This is a genomic window from Brochothrix campestris (assembly GCF_046058945.1).
Taxonomy (GTDB): Bacteria; Bacillota; Bacilli; order Lactobacillales; family Listeriaceae; genus Brochothrix; species Brochothrix campestris.
In genome coordinates this window covers 2168111-2186122 of sequence record NZ_CP175511.1, presented here as the reverse complement: position 1 = coordinate 2186122, position 18012 = coordinate 2168111, and the positions used below count along the sequence as shown (strand labels likewise).

Here is an 18012-nt window from a genome sequence, read left to right as displayed (position 1 = left end):
TTTTTTGTAATCATAACAAGAACCATACATAGGAGGAATTTGTAATGGCAGATAAGTACAAAGATATTGCAGCGAAAATCGTTGAAAATGTCGGAGGCGAACAAAACGTTGATTCAGTCGTGCACTGTGCCACACGTTTACGTTTCGTCTTGAAAGATGAATCAAAAGCAAACAAAGAAGCGCTCGAGTCAGTTGACAAAGTTATGTCAGTTGTTCGTGGTGGCGGTCAATATCAAGTCGTGATCGGTTCAGAAGTAAATGACGTTTACACATCAATCAACAACAACTATAATGTGAACAGTAACGGTGAAGCAGCTCAAGATAACACACCGAAGAAAAAATCAGCAAGCGGCGCATTGGCAGTGATTGCGTCATTCTTCACACCGTATATTGGTGTTCTTGCCGGTGCTGGTATCGTAATGGCATTGGTTAACACATTAGAAATGTATGATGTTATTACTAAAACATCATTAACGTATGTAATGCTAACAGCAATTTCAACAGGTATCTTCAAGTTCCTTCCATTGTTTATTGCGATTACAGCGGCAGATGCCTTCAAGATGAATCGCTTTATCGCCTTGGCGATTGCTTCGGCAATGGTTTATCCATTAGTTGATCCATCAATCGGCGAACTTGTATTCAAACCATTTGGTTACAATGTCGACTTTAATAAATACGGTGGTGCGGTTGTACCGACGATTTTAGCAATCTGGGTAACGTCTTACGTTGAACGATTCTTCAAAAAAATCATTCCGGCAGCAGCGAAAATTGTTTTTGTACCATTCTTCACCTTATTAGTAGCTGGCGTATTAGCGTTCTTATTCATCGGGCCTTTAGGCACGCTTGTTGGTGATTGGATTTCAAAAGTTTACACATACGCTTATGACTTAAATCCATTAATTGCTGGTTTAATCTTAGGTGGTTTATTCCAATTACTTGTTGTTTTCGGTATGCACTGGGCCATTTTACCGATTGCAATGATCAACATCGATTCATTAGGTTATGATACCATTTTACCGGTGATGTTAATTGCCGTATTTGGTCAAGTATCAGCAGTTGCGGGGATGATTTTCCGCTTAAAAGGTAAAGATAAAGAAGTTGCTGTTTCAGCAACAATTGCTGGTTTCTTTGGTATTACAGAACCTGCACTATACGGTGTCAACTTAAAATACAAACGTCCGTTTATCATTGGTTTAATTGCGTCAGCAGTCGGTGGTGCGATTGTAAGTTACAGTGGTGTAACGTCAGATACGTTCTCACCGATTTTAAACCCACTATACTTTAACTTCTTTATGGGTGAAAATTCTAACTTTACAGCATTAGTGATTGCCTTTGTTATTACGATTGCAATCGGTATGATTGGTGCGATTATGTTTGGTTTACCAAAACCGAAACAAACAGCGACTGCTACAACAACTCAAGCAAAAGCAGAAACAACAGTGCCTGCAGTAGCAGCTAACACAATCACATCACCTTTAACAGGTGAATTAGTTGAATTGAAAGATGTTAACGATCCTGTTTTCAGTGCTGAAATTATGGGTAAAGGTTTCGCGGTCATCCCGAGTGAAGGTGTTGTAACAGCACCTGTTGATGGTGAAGTTATTATTCTTTACGGTACACAACACGCAATTGGTATTAAATCAGAGCAAGGAATCGAAGTATTAATTCATATCGGTATTAATACAGTTGAGTTGAACGGCGAATTCTTTGAGATGACAACTTCAACTGGTGCTCACGTTAAACGTGGTGAAGTACTTGGTAAATTTAATATTGAAGGCATTAAATCGAAAGAATACGATACAACAACAATGGTTATCGTCACAAATACAGCAGATTACGCAGACTTCTCATTCGCGCAAACAACAGGCGCAGTGAAAATGAATGATGCGATTGTAACAGTTTCAAAATAATAAGTTTAACAAAGAAGCCACCCGCTATGCGGGTGGCTTCTTTTAAGTCAAGTGTTCTTGTAGCCAAAGTCAATTAACCTGCTTTTAGGTGTATTTAAGCCCAGTCAGCTGACAAGTCGCCACCAATCGGTGTTTCGAACAATCGTTTTACGGCAATTGGATCTTTCGTTTGGCCTAATACCCACATTAGTTTTGGGACGATGGCTTCAGTATTCATATCGCCAGATAAAATGACAGGGTATTGCGCCACTTTTTGGCCCACTTCATAGAGCAGTAAGTTTTCGCCTTCCTCTAAACATTGCGTTGTCATCACAACTGACACGCCTTGTTCTGTCAGTTTTCCGACCTGTTCAAGGATGTTCTCATCTTCAAACGGCAACCCGCCATTTCCGAAACTTTCAATGATGATGCCATCATAATCTTTTGCGATTGCCTCGAAAAAAGAGGCTTTTAAGCCTGGGAACAATTTCAAAAGGAAAATATCGGGGCAAATGGTTGTGTTGAACTGCATGGTCTCCTCTGTTTGCGCAGGAGAAGTCGTCATGGTCACATGTCCGCCTTCAATCTGAGCGATATACGGGTGATTAACGCTCGCGAACGCATCATAACTTTTGGTGCGAATTTTAACTGCTCGTGTACCTTGAATGACTTTGCCGTCGAACACAACGACAACGCCTGGTTGGCCTTCTAAGCAATAAGTGAGGGCGTCGCGAACGTTCCGTTTTGCATCCGTTTTATGAAAGCTGAGTGGAATTTGTGAGCCAGTTAAGACAATCGGTTTGTTGACGCCTTGTAGCATGTACGACAGGGCGGCGGCAGTATATCCGAGTGTATCTGTGCCGTGTGTCACAATAAAGGCATCATAGTTGTTATAGTCGCGTTCAATTGCCTGGGAAATAGTAACCCAGTCATTCGGGCTCATATTTGTACTGTCTTTGTTCATTAAAAGATGGAAATCAAGTGTTAAGTCACTATGTTGACGTGTGTTGTTTTGTTCTGAAAAATAGTTGCGTAATTCTTGAACATTTAATCCAGGAAGCAACCCATTAGCGGTTTCAACAGAAGCGATTGTGCCCCCGGTTGCTAATACGAGAATTTTCATGATAAGCCTCCTTCATTCGTTTGTCTATCTTTTTCTATTTTAACGAATGAGCGTGCAACCGACAAGTAAAAGTATTAGTTCGTTTGTCTATTTGTCACATGATATAACTTAATAGGTATCGTTCAATAGACAAGTGCAGTGACATTAGCTATACTTAAAGAGAAAAGAAAACGGTTACATCTAGTGGTGGCCGACTTTTTTAATACTTTAAATGGGGGTTTTATAAATGAAGGCAGCAGTTTGGTATGGCGAAAAGGATATTCGGATCGAAGAACGAGAGTTGAAGGCGTTAAAGACTGATGAAGTGACTGTTCGCGTTGCTTGGGCCGGTATTTGTGGGAGTGATTTACACGAATATCAAGAAGGGCCTGTCTTTGTACCTGTGAATGAACCGGATCAATTTACTGGTGAAGTTGCACCTTTAATTATGGGGCATGAATTTGCCGGTGTGATTGAAAAAGTAGGCAGCGAGGTTACGCGTTTTAAAGTAGGCGATCGTGTAGCGATTAATCCGACACTGACTCATGGTATTAAACCAGAGGCGCTTGATACATATGATGGCTTTAGTTTTATTGGCTTACATGGCGATGGTGGTTTCACAACCTTTGCCAATGCTCCCGAAAAACAAGTCTACAAGTTACCAGAAACAATGACACTACAAGATGGTGCCTTAGTCGAGCCGATGGCAGTGGCTGTGCAGGCGATTAAAGAGAGTGAACTGCTCTTTGGCGACACTGTGGCTGTTTTTGGGGCCGGTCCAATTGGGTTATTAACAGTAATTGCCGCAAAAGCTGCTGGGGCAAGTAAGATCATTGTGCTCGATTTGTCAGCCAATCGCTTAGAAAAAGCCTTAGAATTAGGGGCGACACATGCAATTAATTCGGGTGAAGTTGATGGGATACAAGCTATTCGTGACATCGTACCTGGTGGTGTCGATGTGACCTTTGAGGTGGCTGGAGTCGCACCAACCTTCAAGGCAGCAATTGATGCAACTCGCGCTCGTGGGACAATGGTGATTGTTTCCATCTTTGCTCGTCCGATTGAATGGAATCCGCTCCACCTTACAAATACGGGTGTTAAAATCACATCTTCAATTGCCTACACACCGACAACTTTCCAACAAACGGTTGACTTGATGGGAACAGGGCAATTGAAACCGCAAGGAATCGTCACTTCACAGATTGTCTTGGATGACATTGTCAGCAACGGTTTTGAAGCGTTAACGAACGATAAAACGCAGGCGAAAATTTTAGTTGAGTTAAGTGGCGAAAAATAAAAGTTGGAGTCGCTTATTTTATTAATAAGGAACTAAAGTGTATTCTTAGACTGAAGATAAATGCTGTTCTAGGTCGTTACGACTTGCTCGCTCGGGATTACGTACCATCAGTACGCGCACCGTCACTCGCTCGTCGTGCCTACTAGAACGAAAGTGAAATCAACCGGTTGGAAGCATACAGCTTGGAAGAGAAATGAAGGCGACTATTTACCGTCGCTGCCATTTTTCTGAAAGTTGACAGTTTCTGGTTGATTAAACTAGAGGACATAACAGCCTTACTATTCAGTCTTATCATCTCGTAAACAAAGTCACTGTAATAGCATTCGAAAGAAAATGAAGTCTCTTTAGACTTTGTCTACAATCTGAAACAGAGGTGTTTTCACCTCTGTTTTTTTATTTTTAACGACATATAAATCATTTCTGGTTAAAAACACGAACGATAATGTGTTAATTCTTCTTAAACGTACGTCAAACGTTCGGATAGGCTTGACCTTTTAACCAAAAAAGGCTAAACTAAATGCAATAGTATATGCAAGATGATGAAAGCGATGACGTGAATCATTGGTTGTATCATAAACAAGCACTTATATAATTGTCGTAATATGGACGACGCGTTTCTACCTGACTGCCGTAAACAGTCGGACTATAAGTGAGGCATAGGCATGAATGGTTAGCAATAGTGATACTGCTAAGTAGATTAAGCTGCTCCTCATTTAGAGGGGCAGCTTTTATTTAGAGTCTGAGAGGGGATTTTTGATCAATGTTTAAAAAAGGAAGAATCGTTGCGTTAGGTTTGCAACATGTATTAGCAATGTATGCGGGGGCAGTCATTGTGCCGTTGTTAATTGCCAACCAACTCGGATTTACAGTGCAACAAACAACGTACTTAGTTTCGATTGATATTTTTATGTGTGGGATTGCGACGTTCTTGCAATTACGTGTGGGTAAATTTATTGGTATTGGTTTGCCAGTCGTATTGGGCTGTGCTGTTCAAGCGATTGCACCGATTGTGTTGATTGGTCAGGACATTAGCATTGGTGCGATTTATGGTGCGATTATTGCATCAGGCCTGTTTGTCTTTTTAATTGCACCATTCTTTTCCAAAGTTGTGCGATTCTTCCCTCCGGTTGTGACTGGATCAGTTGTAACGGTCATTGGTTTGACGTTAATCCCGGTAGCAATTAATAATTTGGCTGGTGGTCAAGGGAGTGCTGATTTTGGGTCAGGTTATAACCTGGCGTTAGGATTCGGAACATTACTTGTCATTATTTTAACTTATCGTTTTGGCTCTGGTTTTATGCGAGCAATTGCTGTTTTAATTGGTATTCTAGCAGGCACACTTTTTACACTCATCGGCAAAGGAATTTCCTTCCAGTCTGTGGCGGAGGCTTCTTGGGTTCACGTGCCAACGCCGTTTTATTTTGGGGTGCCAACCTTTAATTTTTCGGCGATTTTAACGATGATTATTATCTCGTTAGTCAGTATGGTCGAGTCAACTGGTGTGTATTTTGCCTTAAGTGATATTACAAAGAAAAAATTAACACCGAACGATTTAGCTCGCGGTTATCGCTCAGAAGGGTTGGCGATTATTTTAGGTGGTGTATTCAATACATTCCCTTACACGGCTTACTCACAAAATGTTGGCCTCGTACAGTTATCAGGCATTAAAACACGCAAGGTTATCTATGTTGCGGCTGCGTTCTTAGTGATTCTCGGTTTAATTCCAAAAATGGGTGCGATAACAACAACGATTCCAACGCCTGTGTTAGGTGGCGCAATGATTGCGATGTTTGGAATGGTTGTCGCTCAAGGGATCAAAATGCTCGGCACAGTTAACTTTGCCTCACAGGAGAATTTATTAATTATTGCCTGTTCGGTTGGTTTAGGTCTAGGTGTCACAACGGTGCCAGAGTTGTTTGCGACCTTACCTAAATTTGTGCAATTGTTCACAAGCAATGGTATCGTCGCCGGTAGTGTCTGTGCCATTGTGTTAAACATCGTCTTTAATATGGGACGCAAACAAGTGGCTGAGTCGACTTCTGTCACAGTGCATAAATAAGATGTATTATAAAGATCTGGTGCTACTCAATCGTAGTTCTGGGTCTTTTTAATCAATTGTAACTGATTTAAATGTCATTATTTTCTTTTTTTTTGAGAAAAAGAGGCGATTGAAAGCGATTGAAGTCATCAAAATGAATAAATAAAGCTTCGAAACTCGTTGACAACGCTTTCAGACTAGTTTAAACTTACATGTATAAGCAAGAGGGTGTTACCGATACGTTCGGGCATTACCTGTTGGAATACAATGTCGTATTGTTCGCGCAGTATGCTTGTGTTTCAATGGGTATTTTTTAGTTAACGGGAGGGACATGAATGAAGGTCATCCGAAGTTTTAATAATAATGCTGTTTTGGTTAAAGATAACGATTTAACAGAATGGATTGTTATTGGGAGCGGGATTGGATTTAATAAAAAGATTAATGATGAGATTGATGAAGAAAAGATTGAGCGACGTTTCATTGCTGAGTCTCACAGTGCAAAAACAAATGAGGGTGTAGAAACATTGTTACAAATGGATCCCAAGATATTAGAACTCTCTTCACAAATAACAGTTGTTGTTGAAGAAAAGTTAGGTATTCAATTCGAAAATAACAACTACTTAATTTTGGCCGATCACATTAGTTTTTTAATCGAAAGAGCGATGAGTAATATTGAGATGACGAATACCTCCATTCGTTGGGAAGTAAAGAAATTGTTCCCGAAAGAATATGAGGCTGCCAAAATCGCAATGGGTATTATTACAGCAAAGTTTAAGATTGAGCTACCACGCGGTGAGGATGTTTTTTTGACCTATCATTTTGTCAATGCGCAATTGAATGAAGGCAAACTCCAAGAAACGCTAAAAATGTCAAAAATAGTGCATAATATTCTTGAAATCATTCAAATAAAATACCAAATACTACTTAATCAAGAGTCGTTCCATTACGATCGCTTTGTCTCACACTTACGTTTTTTTGTTTTACGTCATCTGGATAATGAACCGGTCGGCATTAACTCGTTAGATTCTGGTTTACTTGAAATGATGCGACTTAAATATGCGGATGCGTATAAAACGGTCGAAAAGATTGCTTATTTTTTAAACAAAACAGAAGGTTGGGAATTATCCCAAGATGAGCGTTTATACCTCTGTCTTCATATTTGGCGCGTAACAAATAAAAAAGAAGATGAACAAACAGGCGTGTGACTATTCAATTAGGCATGACCCAAAAAGCAACCATTGCGGGTGTTTTTTTGGGTCATTTTTTATTTTTCAGTGAAGGGAGTGATGCGGAAAATCTAACCGTTTCAAAATTTTAATACATAGAACAAAAAAACAACAGAAAACGGAGGCGATACATATGAAATATGAAAAATTAGCAACGCTGATTATCGAAAACATCGGCGGAAAAGAAAATATTAATAGCCTGATGCATTGTACGACACGATTACGCTTCAAGTTAAAGGATGAAAAGCAGGCGAATACTGACTTTTTAAAAGAAGCTGATGGTATAGTGACAGTTGTTCAAAGTGGCGGTCAATATCAAGTCGTAATTGGAAATCATGTAGCAGATGTCTACAGTGCAATTAATCAACTTGCGGGTATAACAGGAGAAGAGGAAGAGTCTGATACATCAAAAGGTTCGCCCTTAGATCGCTTCATTGATATGATTTCAGGTATTTTTGCCCCAGCATTAGGTTTACTAGCTGCGACTGGTATGATTAAAGGTCTTTTATCATTATTTTTAACGTTTGGTTGGTTAGCGGATTCATCAGGAACTTATATTATTTTGAATGCATTAGGTGATTCATTCTTCTACTTCTTACCAATCATGCTTGGTTATACAGCGAGTTTGAAATTCAAAGTTAATCCGTTCCTGGGGATGGTTATAGGGGCGTCACTTGTGTACCCATCAATTGTTGGGTTAAGTCCAATGGCGATGGCTGCAGCTGGTGCAGAGCCGCTGTATACCCTCTTTGCCGGAACGATATTTGCTTCACCGGTATACATAACATTCTTAGGTATTCCTGTTATTATGATGAGTTATTCATCGTCAGTTATACCGATTATTATAGCTATCTGGTTTGCATCTAAGGTTGAGCCAGTCTTCAAGAAAGTTATTCCAGATGTGGTTAAAACATTCTTAGTTCCGTTCTGTTCAGCACTTGTAATTGTACCAATCACATTTATTGTCATTGGCCCCATTTCAACGTGGGTTGGCGATGCCTTAGGTGCAGGTAGTCTTGCTGTGTATGAGTTCAGTCCAATTCTTGCGGGTATTGCGATTGGTGCTTTATGGCAAATATTGGTTATTTTCGGCTTGCATTGGGGTCTCGTGCCAATTGCGATTCTTAATATATCGACAATTGGTTACGATCCAATCCTCGTGTTAATGACTGCTTCAACATTTGCACAAATTGGTGCAGTGTTAGCTGTGATGATGCGCACGAAAGATAAAAAAGTTAAAGGGTTAGGAGCCTCATCATTTATCTCAGGTATTTTTGGTGTGACTGAACCGGCTATTTATGGGATTACCTTACCGCGTAAAAAGCCATTTATTGCAAGTTGTATTGCTTCGGCAGTTGGTGGTGGTATTATTGGTGTCGCTGGTACAAAAGGGTTTATTGTCGGTGGTTTAGGTCTCTTCAGCTTACCGAGTTTGATTGACCCTAAAGAAGGTATTAATGGTAGTTTTTATGGCGTTATAATCGCAGTAATAGTTGCCTTTGTGTTAGGTTGGTTATTGACGCTTATTATGGATAAATCGCATAAAGACGAACACATTGCAGTAACTGAAAGTACAACAACAGCAACAACCGTGAACGAAGAGCGAATTGGCAGTCCTTTAACAGGAACAATGCGCGAGTTAAGTGGTATTAGTGACGAAGTATTCGCCTCAGGAGCGATGGGTAATGGTGTAGCGATTATTCCGACGCTAGGAGAGCTCGTTGCTCCAGCGAAAGGTGAAGTAACATTAGTGTTCCCGACAGGGCATGCGATTGGCATGCAAACAATCGTTGGTGCAGAAATATTGATGCATATAGGAATGGACACTGTCGAACTCGATGGTAAGTATTTCACCGTTCATGTTGAAAAAGGTGCGGAGGTTGAAAAGGGCGATTTATTAGTGAGCTTTGATATTGCAGCGATTGAAGCGGCCGGTTATCAAATTATTACACCGGTTATTGTTACGAATACGTCTAGCTATACGCAAGTTCGTGCGATTGCAGAAGGCGAAGTGAAAACAGGCGATAACATTATTTTAGTTAACTAAATAAAGATGTGACTATTAAATTAGGCATGATTCAATAACAGGTGGGTTGCTGTTGGTTGAGTCATGCCTTTTTTCATCGAGAAAGGAGAGGTTTAAATGAAGGGTTTTATTAGTCCTAAAAGTGGTTTGCGACCACCGTGATAGTGCTGAGCAAACAAAAGCTAATCAAATACACTAACTGTTGTTAGTAACGGAGGTAAAAAAATGAAATATGAACAACTCGTCAAGTTAATTATTGAAAAAATCGGAGGAAAGGAGAATGTAAACAGTGTCGTTCACTGTACAACACGACTGCGTTTTAAGTTGAAAGATGAACAAAAAGCGGACACTGATTTCTTGAAGAATGCGGATGGTATCGTTACCGTTGTTCAAAGTGGTGGGCAGTACCAAGTCGTTATCGGCAACCACGTGTCTGATGTATATGCTGAAATCGTTAAACAAACCGGCTTATCAGAGCAAACTGAAGCAGGTAATGTTGATAACGGCGGTTCGGTGTTAGACAAAGCGATTGATTTAATCTCTGGTATTTTTGCACCGACATTAGGTTTATTAGCCTCAACGGGTATGATTAAAGGCTTTTTAGCTATTTTTACAACGTTCGGTTGGTTAGCGACTGATTCAGGAACGTATATTATTTTAAACGCCTTAGGCGATTCGTTCTTCTACTTCTTACCAATCATGCTTGCGTATACAGCGAGTAAAAAATTCAAGGTCAATCCCTTCCTCGGGATGGTTATTGGGGCCACACTTGTTTATCCTACAATTTCAGCGATGGCACCATTAACGATGATGGCTTCGGATGCGACGCCGCTATATACATTGTTTAGTGGTACGATTTTTGAATCACCCATTTACATTACCTTCTTAGGTATCCCAGTTATTATGATGAACTACACGTCATCAGTTATTCCAATTATTTTAGCGATTTGGTTAACGTCAAAAGTGGAACCGTTCTTCAAAAAACTTATTCCAGACGTTGTTAAAACGTTCTTAGTGCCATTTTGTGCAGCCTTAGTTGTTGTGCCATTAACTTTCTTAGTCATTGGACCGCTTTCAACTTGGTTAGGAACAGCAATTGGTGCAGGTAGTCTCGCGGTATATCACTTCAGTCCGATTTTAGCAGGTGTAATATTAGGTGGGTTATGGCAGGTGCTAGTTGTTTTCGGTTTACATTGGGGCTTAGTGCCGGTGGCGTTGTTAAACTTAACGACACTCGGGTTTGATCCGATTTTAGTACTAACAGGCGCAGCGTCATTTGCGCAAATTGGGGCTGTTTTAGGTGTAACATTACGAACAAAAAACAAAAAAACCAAAGGTTTGGGGATTTCAGCGTTTATTTCAGGTATCTTCGGTGTAACTGAACCGGCGATTTACGGTATAACTTTACCGCGTAAAAAACCATTTATTGCAAGTTGTATTGCTTCGGCGATTGCTGGTGGTATTATGGGCTTTGCGGGAACAAAAACATATATGGTTGGTGGGATTGGTATTTTTAGTATCCCAAGTAAAATTTCGCCCGCTGGAATTGACGGCGGTTTCTATGGCTGTTTAATCGCCATGGCTGTGGCAATTGTGTTAGGTCTTGTATTAACGCTTATTATGGATAAATCACATTTAGATGAAGATGTAACACCAGCAACACAAACACACGTGAGTGATGTGGTAAAAGCTGAAACAATTGGCAGTCCCTTAGTTGGAACCGTAAAAGAGTTAAGTGGTATTAGCGATGAAGTTTTCGCTTCAGGCGCGATGGGGAATGGCGTTGCGATTTTACCGACTGACGGCAAGTTATATGCGCCAACAGACGGTGAAATTTCGCTTGTGTTCCCAACCGGTCATGCTGTCGGGATGAAGACAACCGCAGGGGCAGAAATCTTAATGCATATTGGGATGGATACCGTGCAATTAGATGGACAGTTTTTTGAAACACATATTGAAAAAGGTGCCCGCGTTACAAAAGGAACCTTGCTTGTGACCTTTGATATTGAACAAATTAAAGCAGCAGGCTATGAACTTGTCACACCAATCATTGTGACAAATACAAGTGAGTATGCCACCGTTAAAGCGATGGCTGATGGTGACGTCAAGGTTGGCGAAGCTATTATTGACGTCGTTTAAGTTGAGAGTAAGGGGCAAGATACAACATAAATTTGTGGAGGGTTAGATATGAAATACGCACAGCTAGTGGCAATGATTATCGAAAATATTGGCGGTAAAGACAATATCAACAGTGTTGTACACTGTACCACCCGTTTACGTTTTAAATTGAAAGATGAACACCGAGCGAACACTGATTATTTAAAGGCTGCTGATGGGATTGTGACCGTTGTTCAAAGCGGCGGTCAATACCAAGTTGTCATTGGCAACCATGTCGCTGATGTGTATCAAGAATTGATGCAACAAACAGGACTGACGGGTCAAGAACAAGTACCAGATGATGATAAAGGTTCACTGCTCGATCGTTTTATTGATTTAATTTCAGGTATTTTTGCCCCTGCTCTAGGGCTGTTAGCCGCAACAGGGATGATCAAAGGTGTGCTAGCGTTGTTGCTCACCTTTGGTTGGCTTCATGAGACCTCAGGGACGTATATTGTGTTACAAGCATTAGGTGATTCGTTCTTCTACTTCTTGCCAATCATGTTAGGCTATACGGCCAGTAAAAAGTTCCGTGTCAATCCCTTCTTAGGGATGGTCATCGGCGCAACGTTGGTTTATCCGACGATTGTTGGCTTTAGTCCGTTGGCAATGATGGCCTCGGGAGCTGAACCGTTGTATACCCTTTTTAGTGGAACGCTGTTTGAATCGCCAATTTATTTGACGTTTTTAGGTATTCCCGTTGTGATGATGAGCTATACATCTTCGGTTATTCCGATTATTGTAGCCATCTGGTTCACCTCCAAAGTTGAGCCGTTCTTCAAACAGATTATTCCAGATGTGGTCAAAACCTTCTTGGTGCCGTTTTGTTCGACTTTGGTTGTTGTGCCGATTACCTTTTTAGTGATTGGTCCCATTTCAACCTGGCTCGGAACGGCGCTAGGCGCAGGTAGTTTGGCTGTGTATCACTTTAGTCCGTTGATGGCTGGATTGATTTTAGGTGGTATTTGGCAGGTGCTCGTTATTTTTGGGTTACATTGGGGCCTTGTGCCAATTGGTTTGCTTAATTTAACGACCTTAGGTTTTGATCCGATTTTAACATTGACCTTTGCGGCATCATTCGCTCAAATTGGAGCGGTATTAGCCGTTGTGTTGCGAACGAAAGATCAGAAAACAAAGGGTCTTGGTATTTCGGCCTTTATCTCAGGTGTTTTCGGAGTGACGGAACCAGCAATTTATGGGATTACCTTACCGCGTAAAAAGCCGTTTATTGCGAGTTGTATTGCGGCTGCGATTGGTGGTGCAATCCTTGGTTTCATGGGAACGAAAAGTTATATTACGGGTGGTCTTGGTATTTTTGGGATTCCGAGTATGATTAATCCAAAAACCGGTATCGATAGTACCTTTTATGGTATTTTCATCGCGATTGCGCTCGCGTTTGTGATTGGGTTTGTGTTAACGTTGGTGATGGACCGCAAAGCAAAAGATTGATAGGGTGATAGTCGATGCGCAGCGAGTTTCAGTCTGTAGCACAACAACTCTCTTTGAGAAGTTGTTGTGTCAAACTGAAGATAAACGCTGTTCTAGGTCGTCAATGCCTCGCATTCTCGGAGTCGAGTACCATCTGTACACTCACCTCAACGGCTCGTGTTTCCTAGAACAAAAGAATTTAAAGCCGTTCTAAACGGCAGTGATTGGAGAAAATAACGTCTCGACTATTTCCCGTCGATGCGTTATTTTTGAAATCACCCAAGTTTAGGATTTAAATACGAGAGGATATAACAACGTTTCTTTTCAGTCAAGTCATCTTGTAGCCAAAGTCACTTGAACTAAAGTTCAAAGTAAAACCAGTTTAATTCGACTTTGTCTACAATCTGGCACAACAACTCTCTTTGAGAAGTTGTTGTGCTTTTTTATTTGTGTCTAATTAATTTAGTAGCCAGAGGCTATTCGGATAGAATAGCAGCTATTGTTTGACGACGCTTACATTTTTAGTTATAATAAAATTATATTCAGAGGGTGTTACTGATTGAGCAGGCATTACCTATTAGAATAGAGTGACTTTATTGTGGATGCAATGGAGCATTGTATTTTGATAGGTATTTTTTATTGTCTGCTAAGCGAGAAAAACGTAAGGCCACTACATATTACTGATGTATCTTACAGCGAATAATTGGCGTGTAACTATTCAATTAGGCATGACCCAAGAGACCAAGACAGTTAAATGTTTACGGTTTTTTTGGGTCTTTTTCTTTTGGCTAAATGTAATGATACTACCAAAATAAAAGGGGGATTTATTATGACAACACCATTTCAAAAAGACTTTTTATGGGGCGGCGCAGTCGCTGCCAATCAATGTGAAGGTGCTTATTTAACGGATGGCAAAGGCTTATCACTTGTTGATGTATTGCCTGATGCAGCACACGGACGCTGGGAAGCGATTATGAATCCGCAATTAGCGTTAGAAGGGCAGTATGATTTTTATCCGAGTCATGAATCGATTGATTTTTATCATCATTATAAAGCGGATTTAGCGCTGATGGCTGAAATGGGTTTTAAAACATTTAGAACCTCGATTAGTTGGCCTCGTATTTTTCCTAATGGTGACGATGCCGAGCCGAATGAAGCGGGTCTTGCTTTTTACGACGACCTTTTTGATGAATGTGTGCGTCTCGGGATTGAACCGCTCGTGACCATCAATCATTTTGATACACCTCTAGCGCTCATGAAAAAATGTAACGGTTGGGCCGATCGTCGTGTTATTGAACTGTATGAAAACTATGCTGAAGTCATCTTTAAACGTTATAAGGACAAGGTGAAGTACTGGTTGACCTTTAATGAAATTAATATGATTTTACACGCACCATTTTTTGGAGGTGGGATCGATGTCACGAAAACCGCCAATCCGAAACAAACAACGTATCAAGCGGCTCACCATCAGCTAGTGGCGTCAGCGCGGGTGACAAAATTAGCGCATGACATCAACCCGAATTTTAAAATTGGTTGCATGCTTGCCGGTGGTGTTTCGTATGCAAATACGTGTGCCCCGGAAGATGCATGGAAGGCGGTTGAAGCCAACCGTGAAAATTATTTCTTTATCGATGTCCAATCACGAGGCGAGTACCCAAGTTATTCGAAACGCTTCTTTAAAGAAAATAACATCACGCTTGACATCGCTGAGGGTGATTTAGAAATCCTGAAGGCGTATCCGGTAGAATTCATTTCGTTTAGTTACTATTCATCACGCTTAGTAAGCGCGGATCCAGAAGTGAATAAAACAACCGAAGGCAATGTGTTTGCGACCTTGAAAAATCCCTACTTAAAAGCGAGTGAGTGGGGTTGGCAAATTGACCCACTTGGCTTACGTACAACGATGAATGAGATGTATGATCGGTATCAAAAGCCGTTATTTGTGGTTGAAAACGGCTTAGGAGCGGTTGATACACCAACAGCTGACGGTAAGATTAAGGATGATTATCGTATCGCTTATTTAGCCGAACATGTGAAAGCGATGGGCGATGCGATTGAAGATGGGGTTGAGTGCTGGGGTTATACCCCTTGGGGCTGTATTGACCTTGTCAGTGCGGGCTCAGGCGAAATGAAAAAACGCTACGGTTTTATTTATGTCGATCGTGATAATGACGGCAACGGTAGCTTAGCACGCAGTAAAAAAGACTCGTTTTATTGGTACAAAGACGTTATTAAATCAAACGGTGCATCACTATATTAAACAACAGAGGAGAATGACAAATGTTAGAGATGAATAAAGGATTCAAACCAGGCTTTTTATGGGGCGGGGCAACCGCAGCCAACCAACTAGAAGGTGGCTATAACGAAGGTGGTAAAGGCCTAACGATTGCAGATGTTTCACCAGGTGGAAAAATCCGTATGAAATTATTGCGCGATGATAGCTATCCGCTCGAAATCGATACAGCAAACTATACGTATCCGAATCATCTCGGGATTGATTTTTATCACCGCTACAAAGAAGATATTGCGATGTTGGCTGAAATGGGCTTTAAAACATTCCGCATGTCGATTTCATGGGCGCGTATTTTCCCGAATGGTGATGATGCTCAACCGAATGAAGCTGGCTTAGCATACTATGAAGACGTGATTGATGAATTATTAAAACATAACATCGAACCAACGATTACGATTTCACATTATGAAACGCCATTAAACCTCGTTAAAAGTTATGGTGGCTGGAAAAACCGTGAACTGATTGGTTTATTTGAAAAATATGCCCGTACTATTTTAGAGCGCTTTGCTAATAAAGTAACGTACTGGATGACCTTCAATGAAATTAATACGGGTGTGATGGGTTCGTTCTTTACACTGGGGATGCGTAATGAGTCGGTTAACAATAACTTCCAAGCGTTGCACAACCAGTTTGTGGCCAGTGCGAAGGCTGTTAAAATTGCCCGTGAAATTAATCCAAACGTTCAAATGGGGTGTATGAGTATTTATGCGACAATGTATGCGTATGACTGTAACCCGGTAACAGCGGCAGAAACAATGGAAAAAAACCGTATGTTCAACTACTTTTGCAACGATGTGCAAGTACGTGGTGAGTACCCGACATATGCATATAGCTTCTTTGCTAAAAATAATGTCACATTAGACATTCAACCAGGCGACTTAGAAGTCATTAAAGAAAACACGATGGATTACCTCTCGTTTAGTTACTACATGTCAACGGCTCACTCGTCTGACCCTGCCCATTCAGAAGGTGTGCAAGGAAACTTCTTCGGCGGGACTAAAAACCCGTTCTTAAAAGCGAGTGAATGGGGTTGGGAAATTGATCCAGTCGGTTTACGGATTGCCTTAAATGATTTATACAATCGTTATGGTGTACCGCTTTATATTTCTGAAAACGGCTTGGGTGCAATCGATAAGGTTGAAGCAGATGGCAGCATTAATGATACGTACCGCATTGATTATCTCCAACAACACATTAGCGAAATGAAAAAAGCGGTTGAAATTGATGGTGTCGACTTGATGGCGTACACGTCATGGGGCTGTATTGACCTTGTGAGCGCTTCAACAGGCGAGATGAGCAAACGCTATGGTTTTATCTATGTTGACCTTGACGACGAAGGCAACGGTACTTTAGAACGTTCGCGCAAAGCATCGTTCGATTGGTACAAAAAGGTAATTGCTACAAATGGTGAAGACTTAACAAATAAAGACTAAGCGTGCGCGTAAATATAAATGAAAAAACTTCAATTAGTTGAAGTTTTTTTATTTTATTCATAATTTACACAACAATTGTTCAAAATGATTCTTTTTTTTAAGATATTTCATCTATAATATAAAGAGGATACAAACAGCAAATGAAAATTAAGAACAGACAAAGAAAAGAGGCAGTTATGACAAAGAAAAGAGTGGTTGTTATGTTAATCGTAATCGTTTTATTAGTGAGTGGAGGATTGTTGGTCGCGGGTAATTATTTCTTTAATGTAGCAGTCGTACCAGGCGATAAAGCTTTTTTGGCAGCTGAGGAAACAGACATATCAAAGGATAAGTTATATACTGAAAAACAATGGTTTGAAAAGGAAGCTGTGAAGGCGGATTGGACAATTACATCTAAAGATGATTTGAAATTAAGTGCGTCATATATAGCAGCAGAAAAAAAGAACAATACGACAGTCATTATTGCTCATGGTTATATGGGGTCACGTTTAGATATGGCAGGTATTGCTAAAATGTACCATGAGCAGGGCTATAACGTGCTCGTACCTGATATGCGTGCCCATGGAAAAAGCGAAGGTAAGTATGTAGGGTTTGGTTATTTAGAAAAAAACGACTTTAAGCGCTGGGTTGATAAGACGATACAAATGAATGGTTCAGCCTCGCAAATCGTACTACATGGGCATAGTATGGGAGGAGCAACAGTAATGTTAGCGACATCTGAAAATCTACCGAAAAACGTTAAGGCCATCGTCGAAGACTGTGGCTACACATCAGCAGTAGCTGAATTAAGCCATCAAATGAAAGAACTTTATCACTTGCCAAGTTTTCCACTGTTACAAATCACCAGCGGTATAACCAAACTGAGAGCAGGTTATTTCTTTGGACAAGCAGATCCAAAAGAAGCGCTAAAAACAAATGAAATACCTTTGCTCGTTATTCATGGTGATAAAGACAGCTTCGTCCCAACAGCATTTGCATACGAGTTATATGAGGCAACGAAGGGTCCTAAAGCAATTTATATTGCTAAAGGGGCCAATCATGTGGAAGCTTTTCCAGTGGATAAAAAGCTATTTGCAACCAAAACACTTTCTTTTGTTCAACAGTATGTTACTAAATAGCAACG

10 protein-coding genes, 1 pseudogene and 1 riboswitch are annotated in these 18012 nt (G+C 40.6%); of the genes and pseudogenes, 10 read left to right on the top strand and 1 reads right to left on the bottom strand.

From position 1 onward, the window contains the following. Positions 1–44: 44 nt before the first annotated feature. Positions 45–1910: a beta-glucoside-specific PTS transporter subunit IIABC gene (locus tag ACJYYY_RS10775; RefSeq protein WP_035315122.1), complete on the top strand. Its 1866-nt coding sequence runs from the start codon at positions 45–47 to the stop codon at positions 1908–1910. A 94-nt stretch (positions 1911–2004) separates the two neighbouring features. On the opposite strand, the gene ACJYYY_RS10770 is transcribed toward ACJYYY_RS10775, so the two are convergent. Beyond that, entirely contained in the window at positions 2005–3015 is a 1011-nt protein-coding gene (locus ACJYYY_RS10770) for an asparaginase (protein WP_035315120.1), read from the bottom strand. A 223-nt stretch (positions 3016–3238) separates the two neighbouring features. Between ACJYYY_RS10770 and ACJYYY_RS10765 the strand changes: the two genes are divergently transcribed. From ACJYYY_RS10765 to ACJYYY_RS10725, 9 genes and pseudogenes are all read left to right on the top strand, one after another. Continuing rightward, entirely contained in the window at positions 3239–4288 is a 1050-nt protein-coding gene (locus ACJYYY_RS10765) for a 2,3-butanediol dehydrogenase (protein WP_035315119.1), read from the top strand. Positions 4289–4852: 564 nt separating this feature from the next. After that, positions 4853–4954: riboswitch (purine riboswitch) on the top strand. Between the two features lie 94 nt (positions 4955–5048). Next, entirely contained in the window at positions 5049–6347 is a 1299-nt protein-coding gene (locus ACJYYY_RS10760) for a nucleobase:cation symporter-2 family protein (RefSeq protein WP_035315118.1), read from the top strand. 314 nt (positions 6348–6661) lie between these two features. Beyond that, complete coding sequence (locus ACJYYY_RS10755; protein WP_035315117.1) at positions 6662–7531, top strand: PRD domain-containing protein; 870 nt, start codon at positions 6662–6664, stop codon at positions 7529–7531. A gap of 154 nt (positions 7532–7685) precedes the next feature. Next, positions 7686–9599: a beta-glucoside-specific PTS transporter subunit IIABC gene (locus ACJYYY_RS10750; RefSeq protein WP_035315116.1), complete on the top strand. Its 1914-nt coding sequence runs from the start codon at positions 7686–7688 to the stop codon at positions 9597–9599. Positions 9600–9803: 204 nt separating this feature from the next. Further along, the gene (locus ACJYYY_RS10745; RefSeq protein WP_408868933.1) at positions 9804–11717 is read left to right on the top strand and encodes a beta-glucoside-specific PTS transporter subunit IIABC; all 1914 of its coding nucleotides are present in this window, start codon (positions 9804–9806) and stop codon (positions 11715–11717) included. Positions 11718–11765: 48 nt separating this feature from the next. Next, positions 11766–13172, top strand: a pseudogene (locus tag ACJYYY_RS10740) (PTS transporter subunit EIIC); the annotation flags it as partial. An 820-nt stretch (positions 13173–13992) separates the two neighbouring features. Then, positions 13993–15423: a 6-phospho-beta-glucosidase gene (locus tag ACJYYY_RS10735; protein ID WP_035315115.1), complete on the top strand. Its 1431-nt coding sequence runs from the start codon at positions 13993–13995 to the stop codon at positions 15421–15423. 20 nt (positions 15424–15443) lie between these two features. Further along, positions 15444–16889 (top strand): glycoside hydrolase family 1 protein, encoded by a 1446-nt coding sequence (locus ACJYYY_RS10730; protein ID WP_035315114.1) that lies wholly within the window; start codon positions 15444–15446, stop codon positions 16887–16889. 176 nt (positions 16890–17065) lie between these two features. Then, positions 17066–18007 carry an alpha/beta hydrolase gene (locus ACJYYY_RS10725; protein WP_408868932.1) on the top strand — a complete coding sequence of 314 codons (942 nt, stop codon included), beginning with the start codon at positions 17066–17068 and terminating at the stop codon, positions 18005–18007. Positions 18008–18012: the final 5 nt, after the last annotated feature.

What these genes read in the sequence shown, in the direction of transcription:
- ACJYYY_RS10775 (WP_035315122.1), top strand. Translation starts at nt 45, where the DNA reads ATGGCAGATAAGTACAAAGATATTGCAGCGAAAATCGTTGAAAATGTC.
- ACJYYY_RS10765 (WP_035315119.1), top strand. Translation starts at nt 3,239, where the DNA reads ATGAAGGCAGCAGTTTGGTATGGCGAAAAGGATATTCGGATCGAAGAA.
- ACJYYY_RS10760 (WP_035315118.1), top strand. Translation starts at nt 5,049, where the DNA reads ATGTTTAAAAAAGGAAGAATCGTTGCGTTAGGTTTGCAACATGTATTA.
- ACJYYY_RS10755 (WP_035315117.1), top strand. Translation starts at nt 6,662, where the DNA reads ATGAAGGTCATCCGAAGTTTTAATAATAATGCTGTTTTGGTTAAAGAT.
- ACJYYY_RS10750 (WP_035315116.1), top strand. Translation starts at nt 7,686, where the DNA reads ATGAAATATGAAAAATTAGCAACGCTGATTATCGAAAACATCGGCGGA.
- ACJYYY_RS10745 (WP_408868933.1), top strand. Translation starts at nt 9,804, where the DNA reads ATGAAATATGAACAACTCGTCAAGTTAATTATTGAAAAAATCGGAGGA.
- ACJYYY_RS10735 (WP_035315115.1), top strand. Translation starts at nt 13,993, where the DNA reads ATGACAACACCATTTCAAAAAGACTTTTTATGGGGCGGCGCAGTCGCT.
- ACJYYY_RS10730 (WP_035315114.1), top strand. Translation starts at nt 15,444, where the DNA reads ATGTTAGAGATGAATAAAGGATTCAAACCAGGCTTTTTATGGGGCGGG.
- ACJYYY_RS10725 (WP_408868932.1), top strand. Translation starts at nt 17,066, where the DNA reads ATGACAAAGAAAAGAGTGGTTGTTATGTTAATCGTAATCGTTTTATTA.